Origin of the sequence: Dolichospermum planctonicum (genome assembly GCF_005402965.1) — a bacterium.
GTDB lineage: Bacteria > Cyanobacteriota > Cyanobacteriia > Cyanobacteriales > Nostocaceae > Dolichospermum > Dolichospermum planctonicum.
Map to the genome: position 1 here is coordinate 51,748 of NZ_BJCF01000007.1, position 20,912 is coordinate 72,659.

Consider the following 20,912-nt stretch of genomic DNA (forward strand, 5'->3'; position numbering starts at 1 on the left):
ACCAATTTAATGATTAAGCTGACTCATAAAGGCAAAGGACAGACGGTAGGCAAAAATGATCAAGGCTATATTGATACCAGGTTGGTAAACCGCTATCTTATTTTTGTGGTTATTGATAAGTTAAAGCGTCACTAAATTAAATATGTATAAATATTCAAAGGTATGCCCACCTATAAGATTTTACATCACTGATTTTGTCAAACTTAAATGCTAAACAGCTTATTAAATAAAAGATTATCTATAATGGGGCGCTTCCCGTTAACGCAAAGATACGTCCTACCTAGTTTCTTATTTAGTAGCGTATGGGTAAGAGCTAAAGTATTACTAAATATAAACTAACGCATAGTATTTGACGTTGGTAGAAAGAATAAAAAATAATTTTCTCAATACAAGTATAAGCAGAAAGCATATCCCCGACTCCTTCCAGAACAGGAGCGACGCAAGGGTGGCAGTAAAAATTATAATTTTTCCTTTGTAGTCAGGGATTTAGCCTTGATTTTGTTCGCGTAGTATCTAGAAAAGAGGACTCAAGTCCTGACTACGGGGAAAAGGGGAAAAGAGGACTCAAGTCCTCACTACATTAATCAATACTTATCAGTAAATCCTCACTAAACTAAATTTTTACAGTTTCTTGAGACTCTTGATTAATTGTTTGTGAATAGTCTTCTTTTTGGAAGTAGTAATAGCTATGGGGTTCATTTTTAACGATTACACTATTAACCACCTGTCCTAAGACATTTTGTCCGGATTTTGCTAATAGTTCCTTAGCAAAAGTAGCATTAACAGAATCAACAATACCAGGACGAACCACTAATAAAACACCGTCGGCCATTTGTCCTAAAGTAACAGCATCAGCAGCAACATTTAATGCTGGAGTATCAACAATTACATAATCATATTTATCAGAAAAATTCGCCATTAAAGTTGCCATTCTTTGAGAATCTAAAAGAGAAGCCGGACTAGGAGGAACTATGCCAGAAGTTAAGATATCTAAGTTAGGCATGACTTTTTTGATAGTAGCAGAGATTTCCTCTTCTTTAATAATTAAATTACTTAAACCTTGATTATTCATCAAATCCCAAATTTTATGCTGAACTGGACTGTGCAAATCTCCATCTATTAGTAAAACTTGACGGTCCATTTGTGCCATTGCTGTAGCTAAATTGGCTGCTACCGTTGATTTACCTTCTTTGGGTACAGAACTGGTGACAACAATAACTTTTAGCTCTTTATCAGCACTCATGAAATTGAGATTTGCCCTTAACATTCGGTAAGATTCACTAATAGAAGAACGGGGAAAATCTCGAATGATAATACTTTGATTATAGGGATCACTTTCATCCTGATTGCTAGAGGATCTTTTCCACTTACTGGCTGTAGGAATAACTCCCAATAAAGTCAGTTCCAGTAATTCTTTAGCTTCATCAACAGTCTTAATAGATTTATCTTGGAGTTCTAGAATATATATAGTAATCAAGGCTGCCAATATACTAATTAAGGCTGAACTTAGATAAGAACCCATAACAGAGAAGGTAGATTCATCAGGAATTTGTGCTTCAGATATCTTAGTAGCATTACCTAAATTTTGATTTTCGGCTATTCTGCTTTCCTGTAGCTTTTGAAGTAACAGGGAATAGGTAGATTGTGCTGCTTGTAGTTTACGTTCTAACTGACGCTGTTGTTCTTCCAATTTCGGTAAGTTATTTAATCTTTGTTTATAAGCAAATTGTAAATCTAATAAAGAATTGACTTGACTTGCTAAACCTAGACGGTTAGATTCTAATTCTACGAGTCTAGTAGAGAGTTGTTGTTGTAATGCACTCAATTGTAAGTTACCTTGTGCTTGTAGTTTATTTTTACCTAATGCTTGGGCTATCCTCTGATCAATAACTCTGTTTAAAGAGATTATTTTGTCTCGTATGTCTATAATTTCTGGATGACTATTCTCCAAAATAGTTTGCCTATTTGCCAATTTTGATTGTAGCTGTTGGATTTCTTTAAGAATATCTTGTATTCCAGTGATTTGACTGATAGAAGTCATTAATAATGCCTGTTCGGGACTCATTCCCAATTGTTGACTTATTACCTGAGACTGGGATTTAACATTAGCCAATTGAGATTGAGTATCGTTCATTCTTAATTGCAAATTAGCCATGATTTCCACTGCCTGAGTTGCTTCTTCCTGTAAAGAAACAATCTTATTTCTCTCTTTAAAACCTGCTAATTCAGATTCAGAGCGACGCACAACTAATTCGGCTTTTGGTAGTTGTCTTTCTATGAATTTGCGAGCTGCGGCTGCTTCGGCTCTGCGTGAAGATAAATTCTGCTCCAAATAAACTTTCATTAGCTCATTTACAACTTGAGCTGCAGTTTTTGGGTTACTATCTGTGTAGGTAATTTGGAGAACATCAGCACCTTTAACTTCTTTGATAGTGAGGTTTTTGAGAAATAGCCTAGTTTTTAAAGCCAGTCCTTTATCATCTTTGAGTTCTAAACGGTTAATAGTTTTCTCTATTACCGGAAAAGAACGTATTATTTCTACTTCTGTGTTCATGGGATTACTTTGTTCCATGAGAGGAACTAATTTGCCTATTTCTGTTCCTAATCCCGTCATAGAAGAAGTAGAATTATTTCTTTGAAAACGTAACTTACCTTCTGCCACATAAAGAGGTCTTTTCAAAGATGTTGCTAACTGTGATATCCCAAAAACAACAATACTAATAGATAAAGTTGCCAACCAACGACGTTTGAGAATTGTCCAATATTTTGTCGGTGATATAGAAGATTCTTGTAGTTCCATAATCATTAAAGTTGGATATTTTTAAGTTGTTGAGTAAATAGCTGTAATAACAGAAATTACTCTTTCTAAATCTTCGTCTGTTAGATTAGAGCCAGAGGGTAAACAAAGACCGCGTACAAATAAATCTTCCCCGACTTCACCACCAATACATTCACATTCAGAAAACACAGGTTGGAGGTGTAATGGTTTCCATACAGGACGAGCTTCAATTTGTTCTTTAGCAAGTTGAAGACGAATATATTCTCGATCTGCACCAAAAGCCTCGGTCGCGACTGTTAAAGCCGTTAACCACCGCGTAGAATGTCCAAAATTAGCTTCGGGCATAAATTCGATTCCTGGTAAATCTCCCAAAGCAGATTGATAAATTTCAAAATTGCGTCGTCTCGCTGCTACTCTTTCATTTAAAACCTGTAACTGACCACGACCGATACCTGCTAAAACATTACTCAGACGATAGTTATAACCGATTTCTGAATGTTGATAATGGGGTGCAGGATCGCGGGCTTGAGTTGCTAAAAATTTGGCTTTCATAACTAATTTATCATCATCAGAAACTAACATTCCCCCACCGGAAGTAGTGATGATTTTATTACCATTGAAGGAGTAAATACCAACTCGCCCAAAAGTTCCAGGACAAAGCCCTTTATAAGTAGCACCTAAAGCCTCGGCTGCATCTTCAATTAGGGGAATATTGTATTGATTACAAACTTGGAGAATAGGTTCAATATCTGCACTTTGACCATACAAATGTACAAGGATAACTGCTTTTGGTAATTTACCAAAATAGGCGCGTTTTTGTAAAGCTTCTTGCAACAATTCTGGGTTCATATTCCAGGAAATGCGATCGCTATCAATAAAAACTGGTTTTGCACCTAAGTAAATGATAGGATTAGCAGTAGCAGCAAAGGTTAAAGTAGAACAAAAAACCTCATCCCCTGACCCTACGCCAACTAATTGTAAAGCTAAATGTAAAGCCGCAGTTCCCGAACTGACGGCAGCCGCATAACTAGCGCCAGTCCCAAGGCAAAATTCTTGTTCAAAAGCATCAACATGAGGACCTACTGGGGCGATCCAATTAGTATCAAATGCTTCTTTTACGAATGCTAATTCTTGAGATCCTATATGGGGAGTTGAGAGCAGAATTGGTTTATTCATAATTCACCTAAATAGTGCGTTTGCTGCTGAGTAATTTAGATTTGCCATTCAGGCATTTTCCGGTATTTAAATCAAACTCGTAGTGATGACCTAGACAGCGCAGAATCCCTCCAGGTAAAACCTCTCCTACCTCCTGTAAGTCAAAACCTGCATGGGGGCAATGGCGCTGTACCAAGTAATTACTTCCGTCGCAATGGATTGTAATTTGCTCTTGGAAATCCACTGAGTTTTCATAATCTTCTACAGCTTGTAGGGACTGAGAACAAGCAAATTTCAAGAGTCCTAAAAGATGGTCATTGTAGATATCTGGATTTCGCCATACCTGAAATCGTAAGGACAAAAAGAAGTCTTCCCAAGACAAGGAACCATCTAACAAAGAAGGAAGCCATCTTGAGGCAAAACGGTAACCATAACTACATTCACCCATCTCTTCATATACCCCCTCTAAACCGGGTCGAAAATCAACCGCCCATTTCCCCCCTCCAGGTCCTGTGATATCAAAGCCAACTCGCATCTTGATTTTGCTGTTGAAGTAAGGACTCATTCCTAAAAGACGCTGGAAATAGTCGCAAAATGGTAAGTAAAGAGATGCGGTAGGTTGAGGGTAACGAGCCTTTAAAGCCAGAAGATTACCAGTTCTCAATTCAGCATAGTCTTGTACATAAGAGGTGCGATTGCTAAAGTGAAAATCATCCCAGATAGGATCAGCTGCTTTTTGATTTGTAGTCACATCAAAAGCATCACCTGGGAGCAAAATCATAGTATTTTTAATTCCCTCCTGCCCTAGCCAGTCTACTACCTGCTGTTGATCTGGGAAAATTCCGGCTTCGATCTGTGCATTTGCCCAAGTCAGTTCTGAATCAAGGAAACAGGGAGGACCAGCACAGGGCATAACTGTTACTGGTTCAACAATAGTAATCGCCCGTTCCATGTACTTAAATTTAGCTAGGCGCTTATTCTGGGAAAGTTCTCTTTTACGCTCTTCGGGGTACTCGTAACAGATGGGATACCAAGAAGCTCCTGCTCCTTGCAGTGCTAACACATCAATTACTCCACCTACTTTGTTACGGATGCTGCTAAGTTGAGATCCAGACAAGCGAGCATCATTGAGATTAAGCAGAGTCTGCCCATCACCAACAATAACCACTGCGGAGTCATGGTTCATTGGTGACTGTTCTGATACAAAGAAAATACTAATGCTCTCAGCTATTTTTATTGGTTGCCACTGAGGCAATTCTATAATTTCCTTTAAACCGGCAGCAGCAATTTTTCTTTTTAAGACTGGTGAGGGATAGTGAGGAATAATAATAGATGTATTTGCTGGTATTTGGGACAGAAACCAAGGGTCAAGGTGATCTAAATGCTCATGAGAAATAGCGATGGCCGTTGGTTGCAGCAGTGCAGAAGTGATCAAATGTTGGTTATCTGGGTACTGAAACCATGAACCCAGAAACGCCCCTTCTGGTGAAAACCAAGGATCAATCAGCACTTTAGCATTTCGAGTTTCTACTTGGAGGCCTGCATGACCGAGAGAAATAATTTTCATAGGGAATAGGGAATGTGTAGGGATAATTATCAGTATTTATGTTAATCTTCTTTTGCCTCTTGCGTTAATTAAGATTAGCTTCTTTAATCAATCGAGCCGGCACACCTGCGACTATGCTGTTTGGCATCACATCCTTCATTGCTACTGAACCAGCACTGACAGTAGCCCAAGCACCAATTGTAACCTTTGGAAATACAATGCTTCCCAGGGCTATAAATGCTCCCTCATTAGCTGTTGCACCACCTGCAAGGTGGGAGAGTGCTAGATGTACATAATCTCCAACGCAGCAGTCATGATCAACGCTAGATTTAGTATTAATAATTACGTGCGAGCCAATTCTAGAATAGGGCTGGACTATAGCACCAGCACAAACTACAGTACCTACGCCTAAATAAACTTCGGGGTGAACATAAGCTAATGGATGAATCACAGTTATCCAATTAAGATTCAGTTTTTCTACTAAATGCTTTCTTACCTCATTTTCACCTATACCAATGATTGCATGAGAAAAATCGTTATATTTAAGCTCGCCCAGTGGACCAACAACGGGAATACCAAAAATATGCTTTCCCCTCTTTTGCAGATCATCATCGTAAAAACCTACTACTTGGTGTCCTGCGTCCATGAGCGTACTTGCTACTACTTTGGCATGACCTCCTGCTCCAATTACGACTACTCTTTGTTTCTTCATAACATTGTGAAATTATAGGGAAGTGACAATTAAATCTTCTACTTCAATAATGACGCTACTCAAAGATAAACCTACTCCAAACCCAGTTAAACACAGCCGACCACTAATTTTATTTATGCCTTGATTTAAGGCATAACGACTAATAGCAATGGGGATAGATGCACTACTGGTATTACCTATTCCTTCTACACAAATAGGAACTTTTTCTTCAGCAAGCTTTAATTTCTTACGGATATAATCAACCATAAATTTATTAGCTTGGTGAAACACAAATAAGTCAATATCTTCATCGCTTAAATTACAATTTTTTAAAGCTAAGTTAACAACTTCAGGAACTTCTTTAATTGAAAATGAGAAAACGGCAGCACCATCCATAATTAAATCATTTTCACTTCTATAGCTACCATCTTCTTGGATTTTGACAATTTTCGTATGTTCTGTAGTTGGTGTTTTCATACCACCAGCAGGAACTATTAACTTATTATAATCACTAGCAATAGTTCTCCAGCAAGCTGTTAGTCCTTTGCCTTTTTCATCAAATTCTAAAAGACAGGCAGCCGCTCCATCACCAAATAACAACCTTTCAGTTTTATCTTGAGGATTGACTAGCTTTGTAAGTGTATCTCCAACTACAAGTAATCCACATTTAATATCACCATTACTAATTAATTTTCCCAGGACAATTAGACCATGGGTAAATCCGGCACAACCAGCATTTATATCTAGTGTTAAGACACTTGTTTTTAGTCCTAATTGATGAGATAATAGAAAAGAATTTCCCGGAATCAAATAATCTGGAGTTTGGGTAATACACACCAAACAATCTATATTTTTTATGCTAATATTTGTAGTTTTTAAAAGGTTTTCTATAGCTTGGGACATCAGATTAAAAGCTGTAATTCCCTCACCAGCAACCTTTCTACTGTGAATACCAATTGTTTGACTAACTCTTTCTATGTCTTCATCATCTAACACATCGGATAATTGATGATTAAATTCAATTTTTTCAGGTAAAGCGATCGCAATACCTCGCATACTGATAAGAGGAATACTTGTTTGATTCATAGCATTTCCTTAACTTGAGAACGAATTTTTTTGTACCGATGATTGTGATGTTCACTAGAGTGTAAATAAACCTTAACTGGAATTTTATAACTTTGTAACTTTTCTTGACAATAGGATTGAATCAGTTGTCTCATTTTCCGTTCGTCAATTGATAAATCTGTGGGTTTAACTACAGCAACAACTATATTTCCCGTAATTGCATTCGCTTCACCAAAAACTGTTACTTGATCAATTTCCGGCATTTGGATTAAAATATTCTCTATTTCTTGGGGAAAGACTTTTAAACCACCGACAATAATCATTTCTGATTGACGACCAAGTATTTTAAAATAATCCCCTTTTGTTTCTACCACGTCTCCTGTATTTAACCAACCTTGATCATCATAAGGATAGGGAGCATTCAAATAACTAACCATAGCTGAATTAGTTTTTATCCAGAGGATATTATCTACTATTTTCACTTGGTAATCTTCCCCACCTAACTTAACCCATTTACTTTCAGAACTTTCACTTTTAGTGGGTAATATTCCCAATTCTGATAGTCCATAAGTCTGTTTTAAACTTACCCCAGGAAAAGCATTAGCTAAAGCCAATAATGTATTTTCTGGCATTACTTCTGTACCATAACTAATAATTTTTAAAGAACTTAAATCATAATTTTTATAAGACTCTGACATCAAAAGTAAATTCAGAAAAGTAGGAGAGACTGGCAATAACTCTATATGACAACTTTCAATTAATTGGCAGATATTTTCAGGTCTTCTATTATCCGTTAATACTGTTATTCCCCCATTAGATAATTGATATAATAGAGTGTTGATTCCCCCAATATGATCCAGGGATAAAAATGCTAAAGTATTAAGAGTTTTTCTGCCATGATTGTATTTTGATAATAATTTATCACAATCATGAAGCATTCCTTTGGGTGTGCCAGTAGAACCAGAAGAAAATAAGATAATTCCCGCAGTTTCCCCTTTGATGAATTGAGATAAAGTAGTATTATCTACAATAGTTTTCAAATCTTGAATTACTAACTTTTCTTCTTTATCAATTGACAGAATATACCTAAGATTAGCGATATCAAAATATCTCTTTTGTTCTTGCTGATTAATTACACCTAAAGGGACTAAGATATTTTTTAGCCGCATGAGTGCGAAGAATAAGGCTATAATTTCCGGGGAATAATCTCCTTGAAAACCAACAACAGATTTTTGTATACCTTCCTCTGACAAAATATAAGACCAGTATTCTATTCGTTCTAAAATCCAGTTATAACTATAATTTCGATTATTCAAGATTAAAGCAGTTTTATGATCATAATCTGCGAAATAGGAGAAAAATCTCTCAAGATTATTCATGAAACACCTCCAAGATAAATAACTTGTCCTGTAATGTATTGACTAGCTTCACTAGCAAAAAAATCAATCACATTTTCCACATCCTTAAATTCACCTAAACGACTTAAAGGCATTTTATTAACAAGATTTTGGATTTTTTCTGGAGATACTTTGGCAATCAAATCTGTCATAATTGGTGAAGGTCCAATGACGTTAACTGTGATGCCAAATCTGGCAACTTCTCTCGCAAAAACCCGAGAAAATTCTTCAATAGCTGCTTTACTAGATGCGTAAATTGCCTCTCCTTCAATGTGCATAGGAACAGCAACAGAACTAAAGTTGATAATTCTACCATAGTTTTTTTTCATCATCAACTTAGTGCTTTCCCGCGACATATTAAAAACACCAATTATATTGATATCAAGTATCTCTTTAGCAGTAGTTTCTGGCATCAACATAGAAGGATTCATTGACGCTATACCTGCATTATTAATCAGTATATCTAAATGATCAAACTTTTTTCTGATTTCTTGTATAACTCCTTTAACATCATTAACATTAGTAACATCTCCTCGATAATGATAGTATTGATTGTGTTGCAAAGATGATTCAGAACGAGCGAAACCACAAACAATAGCTTCTTGTTCTAAAAAATGTTTTGCTAAATGCAGTCCAATACCTTTAGTTGTGCCAGTAATTAAAACAATACGGTCTTGATAAAGACTATTCTGAAGATTTTTCATGTTTGAAGATTAGATTAGATTACCTACTATATAATCTGTCAATGTCCTAATAGATAAAAATGGACTTTTACCCTGAGACATAGTATGCTCATTAGCTAAGGTAATATTCAGGTTAAATGTATCTGCAATATAATCTTCAATCAGAACAATAATATTGACAACGTGCATAGAATCAAAAGGCGAATTTCCTCCTAAAATTCTCGTTTCTTCATCTAATTTTTTTGGCAAGTTAATATTTGACTTATCTCCAACTTCTGCAAATGCCTTTTTGATGATTTTGACAACTTCTTCTCTCTTCATCTCTAACATCTTATTCTCCTTGATTATTAAAATTACTGATAACTAATTACTTGATTGTCATTTTTATAGACAAGATCAATGAGGTCTTTAATTGTTTTGCTCTCGACTATAGCATTAACAGGAATAGATTTCTGAGCATAACTATCAATGATTGATATTACCGATAATATAGCCACTGAGTCCCAGGCATCTCCTAAGTTTTTTAGTGCTGTTTCTTCTGTAATATCTGCACTATTTATTTCCATCGCTTCACCTAAGATTTCTAGTATTTCTTGGCGATTTGGCATATTTATACATCCTAAATTATTAAATTATATTTATTTACTAATCTACTTAACGTAAGTTGCTAGTTAAAGAAAATATCTGATAGCGTAGTCAGATCAGAGTCATATCAGGATTTCCAAGATTAAAGGATTTACAGGATTAAAACAGAAAATTACTCACCAATGACCAATTACCCATTACCAGCCGATAACTAACAACTTCAGTTACTTAATAAACGCAAATGAGCAGTTATTAATAACTATACTAAATCCGTTCAAATATTCTCGCCACTTTGGCACTATGTTGATAAATGAATATTGAGGAATATCGAGAATCAAAAAAAATAAGTTTGTCAATTCAGAAATTCGGATTTTAGATTTTAGATTGAAGAGGAGTCAACCCAAAATCTAAAATATCAAATGATCAGCCTGTATTAATGGCAATAATTTATCTGGATATTTCCACCATCTCCACTTTTATATAACGGGATTTATTGGCACAAATTTGACCCATTGATGTAAACTGATTCGGGGAATTAGCCATAATCTGCCCAGAAATGTCGATTATAGTTGGAGATTGAAACAAAGTAATCAAGGGTAAATCTACATTAAATACCGAACGAATTTCCCCAATTAATCTCACAGCAACCAGGGAATTACCTCCCAAATCAAAGAAGTTATCTTGAGTTCCCACGGTGGAAATCTGAAGCACCTTTTGCCAGATTTCTATCAGAGTTTGTTCAACATGATTTTGGGGTATTATGGTACTTACACTATCCCCAGTCACAAGCGCTAACATGGGAGCAGGTAAGGCCTTGCGGTCAACTTTATGGTTGGGAGTCAGGGGAAACGTCTCCAGAACAACAAAGTTAGAAGGAACCATATACTCAGGTAAGTGGGAAAGTAAGTATTCTCGAATAGTTGTATGAGATGGTTTTTGTCCTGGTTGGGGACGGATATAGGCTACAAGTCGCTTATCCCCTGGGATATCTTCACGAACAATAATTACAGCTTCTTGTACTGCTTCATGTCGGCTTAAAATTGTCTCAATTTCTCCCAATTCAATCCGATGTCCGCGTATTTTTACTTGAAAATCTATGCGTCCTAAAAAGTCTAGATTACCATTTTTGCGGTAGCGAACTAAATCCCCAGTTCGGTATAAACGGGCGTTAGTGTCCCCACTAAAAGGATGGGGGATAAATCTTGACTGAGTTAACTCTGGTCTGTTTAAATATCCGCGCGTCACCCCTTGACCGCCAATATATAGCTCACCGGCCATACCAACAGGCACAGGTTGCTGATTATTGTCCAGAACGTATAACTCAGTATTGGCAATAGGACGACCCAGGGGAACAACTCCATTGACTTGAGTTAAAGTATGGGTTGCAGACCAAACAGTGGTTTCTGTTGGACCATACATATTATGAATCTGTCCGGGAATTATCTGCTGAAGTTCTTTTGCTAAAGCTTCGGTAAAAGCCTCACCACCTATCATTAAATTAGATAACTGTGATAAAGCCTGGCGGTTAGGGGTGTCTGCGATCAGTAAACTAGCCATAGAAGGAGTACATTGCAGATGTGTCACCTGATGACTCTTAATCAAATCGGCTACGGATTCAGTGGTAGGTTGATAATTGACCCGTGTTTTCAATTCATCCAGTAGCGGTAACTGAGATAGCACCGTATCCGTATCCACACCATAATCAATCAGACAAGAAATTTCGTTAACACCGATGGCTTTAATTCGATCTACCATCTGTACACAGGTATCCACTGTTCCAAATAAACTACTAGTTTCAAAGTAGCGTTCAAAGGAGAAATCTAGTACCTCACTCATATCTGGGTCAGACAAATGGGACACCGAAAACTGTCCCTTCTCATTCGTGGTTTTCTGCTTGAATGTGGGGAAAGACCAGGCCGCAAGCTTGATTAAATCCAAAGAACTGGCCAAGTATTGCCGCATTGGCTGCCGCACAAGTTCCTTCACTTCTTCCTTACTTTCCCCTACATAAGTATGTATCATCAAGCTGACAATTCCCTCGCCAGTATGTCCATTCTCTGTATAAGCTTGACGATAAATGGCAATTTTGGCCGCTAATTCTTCTAAACTTTGTCCCAGTAAGTGAGTTAAAATATTAAAGCCCTTAGCTCCCGCCTCACGAAAGGTCTCTGGGTTACCTGCGGCTGTGATCCAGATTGGCAGTGTCGGTTGAACGGGGCGAGGTAGGGTTTGCACAAAAAACCTTTCTCCCTTTCCGTTCGTAAGCTCAAGGCTTTCTCCCCGCCAAAGTGCCTGTACCTCTTCTATTTGCTCAAACATGATTTCCTTGCGGTTGGCAAATCTATCAGGATACAGCGCGAAATCGTTGGGTTGCCAACCAGCCGCAAAAGATATGCCTACTCGACCATTGGAGAGATTATCTACTAAAGACCAATCTTCCGCCAGACGAATTGTGTTATGTAGTGGAGAAACACAGCTACCAGCCCGGATTTGGATATCTTTGGTGATGGTGGCGATCGCCGCACTACTGACCACCGGATTGGGGAATAAGCCACCAAAAGCGTGAAAATGACGTTCCGGAGTCCAAACTGCTTTAAACCCATGAGCATCGGCAAATTTAGCCCCTTCTAGTAATAAGCGATATTTGTCCGCAGCATCTTCACCCTTCTCATGGCTAGAAAAATAGAAAAGACTAAAATCTATGGATTTAGAGCGATTTTGCCGTTTTAAACTGGCGGCAGTAGCTGGTTTTCGCTCTGCTTTGGGGTTATAAATTACTACTTTAAATCCCCGTGCCAGAGTCCAAAAGAGTTCTAGGACTGAAATATCAAAAGACAAACTGGTTACAGCTAACCATACTCCTGGTGGTTCATGGTTAATTACCCCATCCATTCCCGTGAAAAAATTAAGCACATTTCTATGTTCTACCATCACACCCTTGGGTTTTCCCGTAGAACCAGAGGTGTAGATGACATAACTGAGGTTTTCTGGTTTAACTTCTGTATGGGGATTCGTCGTCGGTTGTTGGCTAATTTCTGCCCTGATTGCATCAATGGAAATAATCCTGTAAGCGCAACCCTCCGTAGTTGCCCTTTTTACCGTAGTTGCTGCTAAATTGGTGAAGATGATGGGTGCTTGGGAATCTTCTACCATGAAAGCCAAACGCTCTTGAGGAAAATCAGGGTCTAGGGGAAGATAAGCCCCTCCAGCCTTATGAATTGCTAATAAGCCGATCATCATTTCTAGCGATCGCTCCATCAGCAAACCCACCAACACATCAGGTCCAACTCCCTGTAAAATTAAGTAATGCGCTAGTTGGTTAGCTTGTGTGTTTAATTCCCGATAAGTTAATTGTTGTTCTTGAAAAACCACAGCAATAGCATCAGGAGTCCGCTCTACTTGTTGAGCAAATAAATCATGAATACATTTATCTGCGGGGAAAGGTTGTGCAGTCTGATTCCATTCTTCTAAAATCTGCTGTTGTTGGCTGAGGTTAAGAATTGGTAAATTATCTAAAGATTGTTCGGGATGTTCTAAACAAGCAGAGATAAAAACCTCAAGTTGTTGGACAATTTGCCTAGAGTCCGCATCACTCAATTCCCCCTTATGTACCAACTCACTGTAACTCCCATCTTCATAAGCCACAAAGGCCATAGAAGCATTCATAAAATCCCAGTCAGCCAAATCTTTTAAAGCATCGGGAGCAGGAACAGATGCGATCGCCACAGGAAAGATTTTCGGCAACCACGGGTAGGGGCAAACGGCTGTTCGCCCCCTAGAAAAAAGATTCCGCCCGTATTCCGTATCCTGTAATTCAGGATAACGTCCTAATAGTGTATGTCTAAAACTACCTAAGTGATTTATGTAATCTAAATCCGCTGATAATCGCCCTTGAAAATCACTAAAAGACTCTTCCTTTTCAAATTTCACACGCAAAGGAACTATTTGCGAAAACAATTCAGGAGCAATACCGCGCTGAGATTCCGTTTGTAGTCCTAAATCAAATTCCCCACTTGATTCTGTCGCTAATCGCACACAATAAGCTGCAAACATCACCAGTAGATTTTTTGGTTCTACAGGTGCATTGGACAAAATATGATAACGTTGAAGCTGGGGTGATGAAAACTCTGGTAATTGATGGGATATTTCTCGCCCTAAATAGGGATGTTGAAAAGGCGTAAACCTTGTCAACCTTTCAACCCAAAATTGTTCATAACGAGATAAAGCAATATTCCGCTGACTAATTGCCTTTTTGGTTTCCGTGTCAATTACAGGTAAAACATCACCAACCCGCACACCATAATATTGTTGCAACTCTTGAAAAGAAATGTCCTTTCCATTTAATGTTTTTAAATTACCAAATTGCACTGCCCCGTCTATAGTAGCAATACTAATTCCTTCCGCATTTAAAATCAGAACTTGTCCAGGCGTTCCATGTTCAGATATGATTGGCCGGGCAGAACTGACGACGACAACCCCTCCTGGTAGCCAGATTTTAGGTTGACCTAATTCATTGCGATAACCTGCCTGGCCTAGCCATACTGGACCAAAATCCAGGGCCCTAACTAAATTGCAAATATCTTTACTGCTGACATCATAAGATATTAGGGAAACCGGACGATGTTCATAACCAAAATAAGTTCGTTGGGATAAATCCTGGGGTATTGGTTCAACATTACCAGCGATTAATTCTGCTGTGAGTTCATCAAAAGAAGCGATCGCAGCATCAAAGCAACTAATATTTAAAGTAAAGGCGGTATCATCTGGACGAATTGGCACTATTTTTTGTTTAAAAATAGGACCAGCATCAACTTGGGTAACGACTTGATGCCAAGTGACAGCGTGTTGGGTTTCACCGTTTAGTAATGCCCAGGAAGTTGCGTATAAACCAGCGTATTTTGGTAGTGGGGCATCATGATAATTGATAGTCGCTTTTTTTGCTCTAGCAATTACATTTTTGGGAATAATCCATTGAACATTATTAATACTAAAAAGATAGTCATATTCAACATTCATAAGTCTTTTGTGAAAAATATTGCGAGAACTTATGTAGTCAATTCCATGACTTTCACACCATGCTTGTAATGAATTATCTGGCGAATATACTCCTAATAATTGGCAATTTTTGAGCAATAAAAGTTCTAAACAATTGATAGATAGAGTCCCATTACCAACAACAAAACAGGAAAACCCGGTCATAAATTATTCTCTCCCTTAAATATGGATAAGATTGCTAGGAACTTGAAATTTTGGAGTTTCTCCTGGGGAGTAAACTGCTTGATCTTCGGTATTGGTAAGAATTATTGACCCTGCACCAATAATATTTTCTTTGCCAATATTTATGGCATTTCTGATAGTAGCATTCATGCCAATAAAACTGTACTCTCCTACCATTACTCTTCCACCAAGGACAACATGAGAAGCAAGAAAACAATGATTATTAATTATCGAATGATGTCCAATATGATTACCACCAGCGAGAATACAATTATCACCAATAATAACTTGAGGTTCTATGATACTATTCTCTAAAATCAAGCAGTTTTCACCTACAGATATATTATGATGATTCCTAGGTCGCGCTTCGCTATCAGCTTTAGAACTGATATAAGAAATAAAACCATATCCTCTCTTTTTAGCATCATAGTATTTTTCTGCCCGCAACTTATTTAATCTTTCATAACCGAGAGGAATAAACAACTTATATTCAGTCGGTGGATAATATTTTTCAAGTTTTTCATAAGCCACAACTGGTAAATCATGGAAACTTTCTGATGTAATGTGAGATTCATCAACCGTAAACGCGATTAATTGATGATCTGAATCATGCTTGAGATAAAAGTAAATACTTTCTGCAAAAAAACCGTTTCCAAAAATAACAACTTTGTCCATAAAATTCCCATCCTTGATTTGCCAAAAAAACTTAATACTTATTTATTGCTGACCTTTAAAATCCGGCGCAGTTGCATATCCTTCCTGACTGATATTTTCACGCTTCAGGACTTTCCAAAATGTTAATAGAAGAATTTTCAAATCTAGCCAAAGATTCCAATTGTCAATATACCAAATATCCAAGTTAAACTTTGTTTCCCAGCTAATAGCATTACGACCATTAATTTGGGCTAGTCCTGTGATTCCTGGTAAAACATCGTGACGACGAGCTTGTTCAGGAGTATAAAGTTCAAGATATTGCACACGCAAAGGACGTGGACCCACAAAACTCATATCACCCTTAAAAACATTCCACAATTGAGGAAGTTCATCTAAGCTGGTTTTGCGGATAAAATCACCAAAGGATGTTAAGCGTTTTTCGTCAGATAATAAATTACCTTTTTCGTCCTTTTCATTAGTCATGGTGCGGAATTTATAGAAGTTAAAAATCCGCGCATTTTTACCTGGACGGGGTTGGATAAATAAAACTGGACTCCCCATACGCAAATAAATAGCACCTGCTACAATTATCAGAATAGGAAAAAGAAAAATTATGCCGATAAAAGCGACAAATCTATCTAATACTAATTTGATAAATCTGCTAATCCATCTTAGGTAAGATTGATTATAATTCCTAGTTTGTGATTCGCTATTTCCCATGTTTTTCTACTCTGTTAATCTTATAAATCCTGATTCAGACATTTATATTCTTCTTTGCGTCTTTGCACATTTGCGCGAAACAAAACCCTTATTAAAAATATAGCGAAAATACAAAAGATAATATAGCCATATTGTCAATACCTTTAATCATTATCCTTAATTGTATAAGTATATAAATTTTTATTCCCTAATTTGGCATTAACTGTCTGATAAAGCTTAATTTTGATAGTCTCATTATTTTCTTTTTGATCATCATTAATAATTGGTATTGGTAAATATTTGTACTGTTCTCCAGCTTTAAATGTCAACTGACCATTTCCTAATTTATAATCTATACCATCATTCTTGGCTGTACCCCCTACAACTGAATAATTAACAGTTACCGTTTTCCCACTCATGTAATTTAGTTTTACTAGGGGATAATCCATATTTAAAAATTCACTTCCACTTGCTGCACTTACATGAAATTCCACTTGCGGTAATTTATTGGTCATACTATAATAAGTACTTGATATCAAACTTGTAGACCCATTTGGAGTAAACACTTTAGCTTTTACCATAGCACTTTTAGTTAGTTTAATCGGACTAATATAAATTCGAGAATTTTGATTTGGTTCGCTATTATCAAGAGTATATCTAATAGTTGCATTGGGTATTTTACTCTCGATATTAACAAGAACTTCACCCGTGATCATCCCTTCTTGAACTGGACTAATCACAGGTTTCTCGGCTCTGACTTGTGGACTAAAAACTACATATTTTGCTGTTTTATCTTGAATGACAATTCTTGTTACTGGACGATGATCTTCGTCAAAATATTTCTTCCCTGATTTTAATTTTATGGTTTGCGTTTTTCCCGTGAGATTAAAATATATAATTCCTCCTTCATAACTTCTTGAATAAAGACGATATCCTTGACTTTTATTTATTTCCTGTTGGTCTGTTGCTGGAGAAGTTGGATTACCCAAAGCATTTTTAATTTCTATATATCGTTTTGGATCAATCTCTTGACTTTGATCATTATCCATACTTAAAAATCGATTTTCTCCACCAAAAATTAAATACCCAAGGTACATATCATGAATAAGTTCATCTCGGTCGTGTGTATGAGGTTGATAAATTTGTACTTTGTTGGTCGCAAAATTTTTCATTCGCAAATAAATTTGATAAATTTTATCTCTAGCATAATTTCCATCTTGATTATATATCTCACCAAGAAAATCTTCTAAAATAACTCCATCTGTATTCGCAAATATTTGATTATACTGAGTTTCATCAGCAATACTCCCTTCATTACAAATAATTTTAATATCGGGTGCTAATTCTTTAACTCGTTTGAAAAAATACTTGACAGATTGTAAAAAATCCTGATTATTTTGGGGAAATGGTTTCTCCCATTTAACGTTATTTATAAAATTATTTTTTTCGTCAAATACACCATATAAACTGTAATTAAAAGCGCAGTTATCCAGTCCTAACCAAATATTTTGATAGGAATTTTTTTGTAGTTTATTACGGACATATTTTTTAATAAAGAAATTTATATAACGCTCATCAGCAAAATTCACACCTTGAGCTTTTTCTTTTGACAACCATTCAAAAATTACAGGTTTTCTTTGATTTTTATACCTAGCAGTAATCCATAATGGTGGATGATTTTGATTTAATTCGTCAGTTTCATATTCCTTTAATTCAGCATAGGGAAAATAAGCATATTTATTTTCATCTTGAGAATGAAAGTGTTGAAAACGACCCTGAATTCCTCTAATAGCTTCTTGATTCATGGCTTCAAAACTATCATAATGAGCTAATCCTATATAAGCTCCAACTTTTGACCAATCATCATTATAAGGAAATACATAGTAAAATCCTCTTTCGTTATTAATAACTTTTCTTGTTGCTAACGCAGATAAGTTTTGTGGAAATACTCCATTTTGGAAAACTATAAAAATGCAGATAACAATAGCTAATAATACCGGATATTTCTTCATAATTATTGCAGATTTTCTAATCTTCGTGAATCACTATAAGTTTGGTGTCTGAACTTGGGTGTATAAGGTTGTGTGCATGTTAATAATTTGGTTTATGTCATAATTAGCTATTATTTCTCGTCCTTTTTTACTGATAATTATCGCTTTTTCTGGATGATCTAATATCCATGTCATTGCTTTTGTTATTCCTGCTATATCACCCACTTCTACAAGTAAACCACATCCATTTTCTAATAAGTCTCTCGTTCCGCGAATATTTGTACCAATTACTGGAGTTTCTAAGGACATAGCTTCCATTACACATCTGGGTAAACCTTCTTGTTCGGAAACTAAAATGGTGGCTGCTGCGGTACGCATTAAAATGGGAATATCTCGACGTATTCCTAAAAATCGGACTTGATTTTGAATATTTAATTTCATTGCTAACTGCTGCATTTCCTCCATTAATATTCCATCTCCAGCAAAAACTAAACAGGTTTCAGGTCTGTTTAAATTAGAGTATGCTTTTAAAATATCTGACAATCTTTTTCGGGGAATAAATTCAGCTACTGATAACAGCAATTTAGTGTTTGCTGTTAGTCCTAATTCTTGACGTAATTTCTCAATATCTTCTAAAGAAATAGAATCAGCTTTATAATATTGCAAATTTACGCCAATTCCTGGCATATAATTAAGCCGTTCTGATGAGACAAGTTTGTATTTTTGAGCCGCTGCTTGATCTTCACGATTAATCACTACTAAATAGTCCGTCCAATACCCAGCTAATTTTTCTAAAGCTAGAAAGAAAGCATTTTTTAAAGCTTTACCTCCTTGGTAGAAATGAAAACCATGAGCTGTATAAATGACTTTTGTATTAAGTCGCTTTTTCAGTTTTTTTAAAGCATAGCGAGTCACGAAAGCTGCTACTGGTGTGTGAACATGAACTATATCATATTTCTCTTTTTCAACTATTTTCTGAATAATCTGAGGAGCAGCTATTAAATTCAATGGATTTAGGGGATTTCTTGACCATTCTATATCCCACACTTGATCAAATGCTGCTAAACATTGAGCATTTGCACTGATTCCCCGTGCCATTGCATCTACTTTCCAACCATGAGCGCGGAAATGTTCAACAAAAGGTAAAAGAAAAGCATTAATAGTGCTAGGAATTGTTGTTACTATTAAAATTTTATTCATTTTTATTTAGAGTTTGTTTAGAGGTTGATAGATAATTTAGAAGGATTTTGTCTGGCTTGATAACCATGTCTGCGTTTGTTCTCTGACATGACTGTAGAATTTAATTCGGCGTTTTTGCAAAATATCTTCTCTGTAATTTTTGGCTTTTTCTAAATTGGAAATTGACATATTTCCTAAACGGTATGGGTTGGTGACAACTTCCCGGATTTTATGTGCCAGTGCTATGTGACAACCAGGGTTAACCATATCCTCCTCTGGTAATAATTCGGGAATACCCCCTACATTTGAGCCAATACAAGGTAGCCCCCGCGCCATGGCTTCGATCATGGCTTTTGGTAAGCCTTCCTGGTATGATGGGAGAACGAAAAGATCCCCTTTATCCAATTGCTCAATTACTTGCTCTCTGGTTGATAAATATCCGCAAAATGTGACTCGCTTATTTATACCTTTTTCCGCTGCTAATGTTTGCAATTCTCTTTTGTATTTACCATCTCCTACCCAAATTAGTTGTAGATCTAACCCTTCTTGTACACAAACTGCAATGGCTTTAATTAAGATATCTGGTGCTTTATACAGTTGAGCCAATGTACCTACGCTAACCAGCGTAAATGATTTTATACCTGTTCTTGGTTCTCGCGGTGCAGCCGCAAAGGCTGAATTGGGTAAATCAATACTGGAAAAATAAGTGGAAAATGCGCCATTTTTCGGCGGATATCGCTTTTGTAATGAGTATTCTGTTACATAAGCAGCAGCCGTAGCATTGGCGGTATGACGTTGTAATTGCCACGTTGACCATCTCCGAAAAACTGCTCTTAAAGGATGCTTATAAGCACCAGGGGCAAAAACATCATAAGGATCATTAACTACTTCTATCCCATAAGGTCTTGAAGATGCTAAACACCGCCAGACAATTCCACCAATATCACAGGATAAACGCATTTGTACGGCTTTCGTATTTGCTAACGCAGCGATCGCAGTTTTTTTGATGTAAGTATAGTTTTTTACTAATCCTGATCCGCCTTGATAGTCGGGTAAGGGTATCGCTTTGATTCCTTGTCCTGAAGCTTGATTCCAGCCGGATGGTGGTAATTGATACGATTTTGCTCGTGCCAAGATTTTAACTTCATCGTATACGTCTAAATATCGAGACCAGAAGTGATAATCTAATGATTGATTTGGAGTCCACAGCATACCATCACTTGTTATCGCAAAGCGGGCGCTGGCTGTTACTAATACATCCATTTTTTTGG

Annotated in this window: 15 protein-coding genes and 2 pseudogenes; all 17 read right to left on the reverse strand. The window is 36.7% G+C overall.

All coding sequences use genetic code 11. The features are described 5' to 3' along the window. Positions 1-613: 613 nt before the first annotated feature. Positions 614-2,800: a GumC family protein gene (locus FFO06_RS05205; RefSeq protein WP_201275425.1), complete on the reverse strand. Its 2,187-nt coding sequence runs from the start codon at positions 2,798-2,800 to the stop codon at positions 614-616. Positions 2,801-2,821: 21 nt separating this feature from the next. Then, complete coding sequence (locus tag FFO06_RS05210) at positions 2,822-3,955, reverse strand: DegT/DnrJ/EryC1/StrS family aminotransferase (protein WP_137907072.1); 1,134 nt, start codon at positions 3,953-3,955, stop codon at positions 2,822-2,824. A 7-nt stretch (positions 3,956-3,962) separates the two neighbouring features. After that, positions 3,963-5,501 (reverse strand): MBL fold metallo-hydrolase, encoded by a 1,539-nt coding sequence (locus FFO06_RS05215; protein WP_137907073.1) that lies wholly within the window; start codon positions 5,499-5,501, stop codon positions 3,963-3,965. A 64-nt stretch (positions 5,502-5,565) separates the two neighbouring features. Beyond that, on the reverse strand, positions 5,566-6,192 hold the full coding sequence (locus FFO06_RS05220) for an acetyltransferase (protein WP_137907074.1): 627 nt from the start codon (positions 6,190-6,192) through the stop codon (positions 5,566-5,568). 12 nt (positions 6,193-6,204) lie between these two features. Beyond that, a complete protein-coding gene (locus FFO06_RS05225) occupies positions 6,205-7,257 on the reverse strand; it encodes a 3-oxoacyl-ACP synthase III family protein (RefSeq protein ID WP_137907075.1) in 1,053 nt (350 codons plus the stop codon). Further along, on the reverse strand, positions 7,254-8,615 hold the full coding sequence (locus tag FFO06_RS05230) for an ANL family adenylate-forming protein (RefSeq protein WP_137907076.1): 1,362 nt from the start codon (positions 8,613-8,615) through the stop codon (positions 7,254-7,256). The genes FFO06_RS05225 and FFO06_RS05230 overlap by 4 nt, the downstream gene beginning before the upstream one ends. Then, on the reverse strand, positions 8,612-9,337 hold the full coding sequence (locus tag FFO06_RS05235; RefSeq protein ID WP_137907077.1) for an SDR family NAD(P)-dependent oxidoreductase: 726 nt from the start codon (positions 9,335-9,337) through the stop codon (positions 8,612-8,614). The genes FFO06_RS05230 and FFO06_RS05235 overlap by 4 nt, the downstream gene beginning before the upstream one ends. A 9-nt stretch (positions 9,338-9,346) precedes the next feature. Beyond that, entirely contained in the window at positions 9,347-9,646 is a 300-nt protein-coding gene (locus FFO06_RS05240) for a hypothetical protein (protein WP_137907078.1), read from the reverse strand. A gap of 23 nt (positions 9,647-9,669) precedes the next feature. Then, a complete protein-coding gene (locus FFO06_RS05245; protein WP_137907079.1) occupies positions 9,670-9,924 on the reverse strand; it encodes an acyl carrier protein in 255 nt (84 codons plus the stop codon). Positions 9,925-10,348: 424 nt separating this feature from the next. After that, on the reverse strand, positions 10,349-12,700 hold the full coding sequence (locus FFO06_RS22650; protein WP_442341968.1) for a MupA/Atu3671 family FMN-dependent luciferase-like monooxygenase: 2,352 nt from the start codon (positions 12,698-12,700) through the stop codon (positions 10,349-10,351). Beyond that, positions 12,698-13,390: pseudogene (locus tag FFO06_RS22655) on the reverse strand (AMP-binding protein); the annotation flags it as partial. The pseudogene FFO06_RS22655 and the gene FFO06_RS22650, both read right to left, overlap by 3 nt. 1,260 nt (positions 13,391-14,650) lie before the next feature. Next, positions 14,651-15,100 (reverse strand): annotated as a pseudogene (locus FFO06_RS22660) (formyltransferase family protein); the annotation flags it as partial. 15 nt (positions 15,101-15,115) lie between these two features. Next, positions 15,116-15,793 carry an acetyltransferase gene (locus FFO06_RS05255; RefSeq protein WP_137907081.1) on the reverse strand — a complete coding sequence of 226 codons (678 nt, stop codon included), beginning with the start codon at positions 15,791-15,793 and terminating at the stop codon, positions 15,116-15,118. Between the two features lie 42 nt (positions 15,794-15,835). Beyond that, a complete protein-coding gene (locus FFO06_RS05260) occupies positions 15,836-16,492 on the reverse strand; it encodes a sugar transferase (protein ID WP_137907082.1) in 657 nt (218 codons plus the stop codon). A gap of 143 nt (positions 16,493-16,635) precedes the next feature. Next, a complete protein-coding gene (locus tag FFO06_RS05265; RefSeq protein WP_137907083.1) occupies positions 16,636-18,483 on the reverse strand; it encodes a Calx-beta domain-containing protein in 1,848 nt (615 codons plus the stop codon). 33 nt (positions 18,484-18,516) lie between these two features. Next, positions 18,517-19,662: a glycosyltransferase family 4 protein gene (locus tag FFO06_RS05270; protein WP_137907084.1), complete on the reverse strand. Its 1,146-nt coding sequence runs from the start codon at positions 19,660-19,662 to the stop codon at positions 18,517-18,519. A gap of 36 nt (positions 19,663-19,698) precedes the next feature. Further along, the gene (locus FFO06_RS05275) at positions 19,699-20,904 is read right to left on the reverse strand and encodes a glycosyltransferase family 4 protein (RefSeq protein WP_137907085.1); all 1,206 of its coding nucleotides are present in this window, start codon (positions 20,902-20,904) and stop codon (positions 19,699-19,701) included. Between the last annotated feature and the right edge of the window lie 8 nt (positions 20,905-20,912).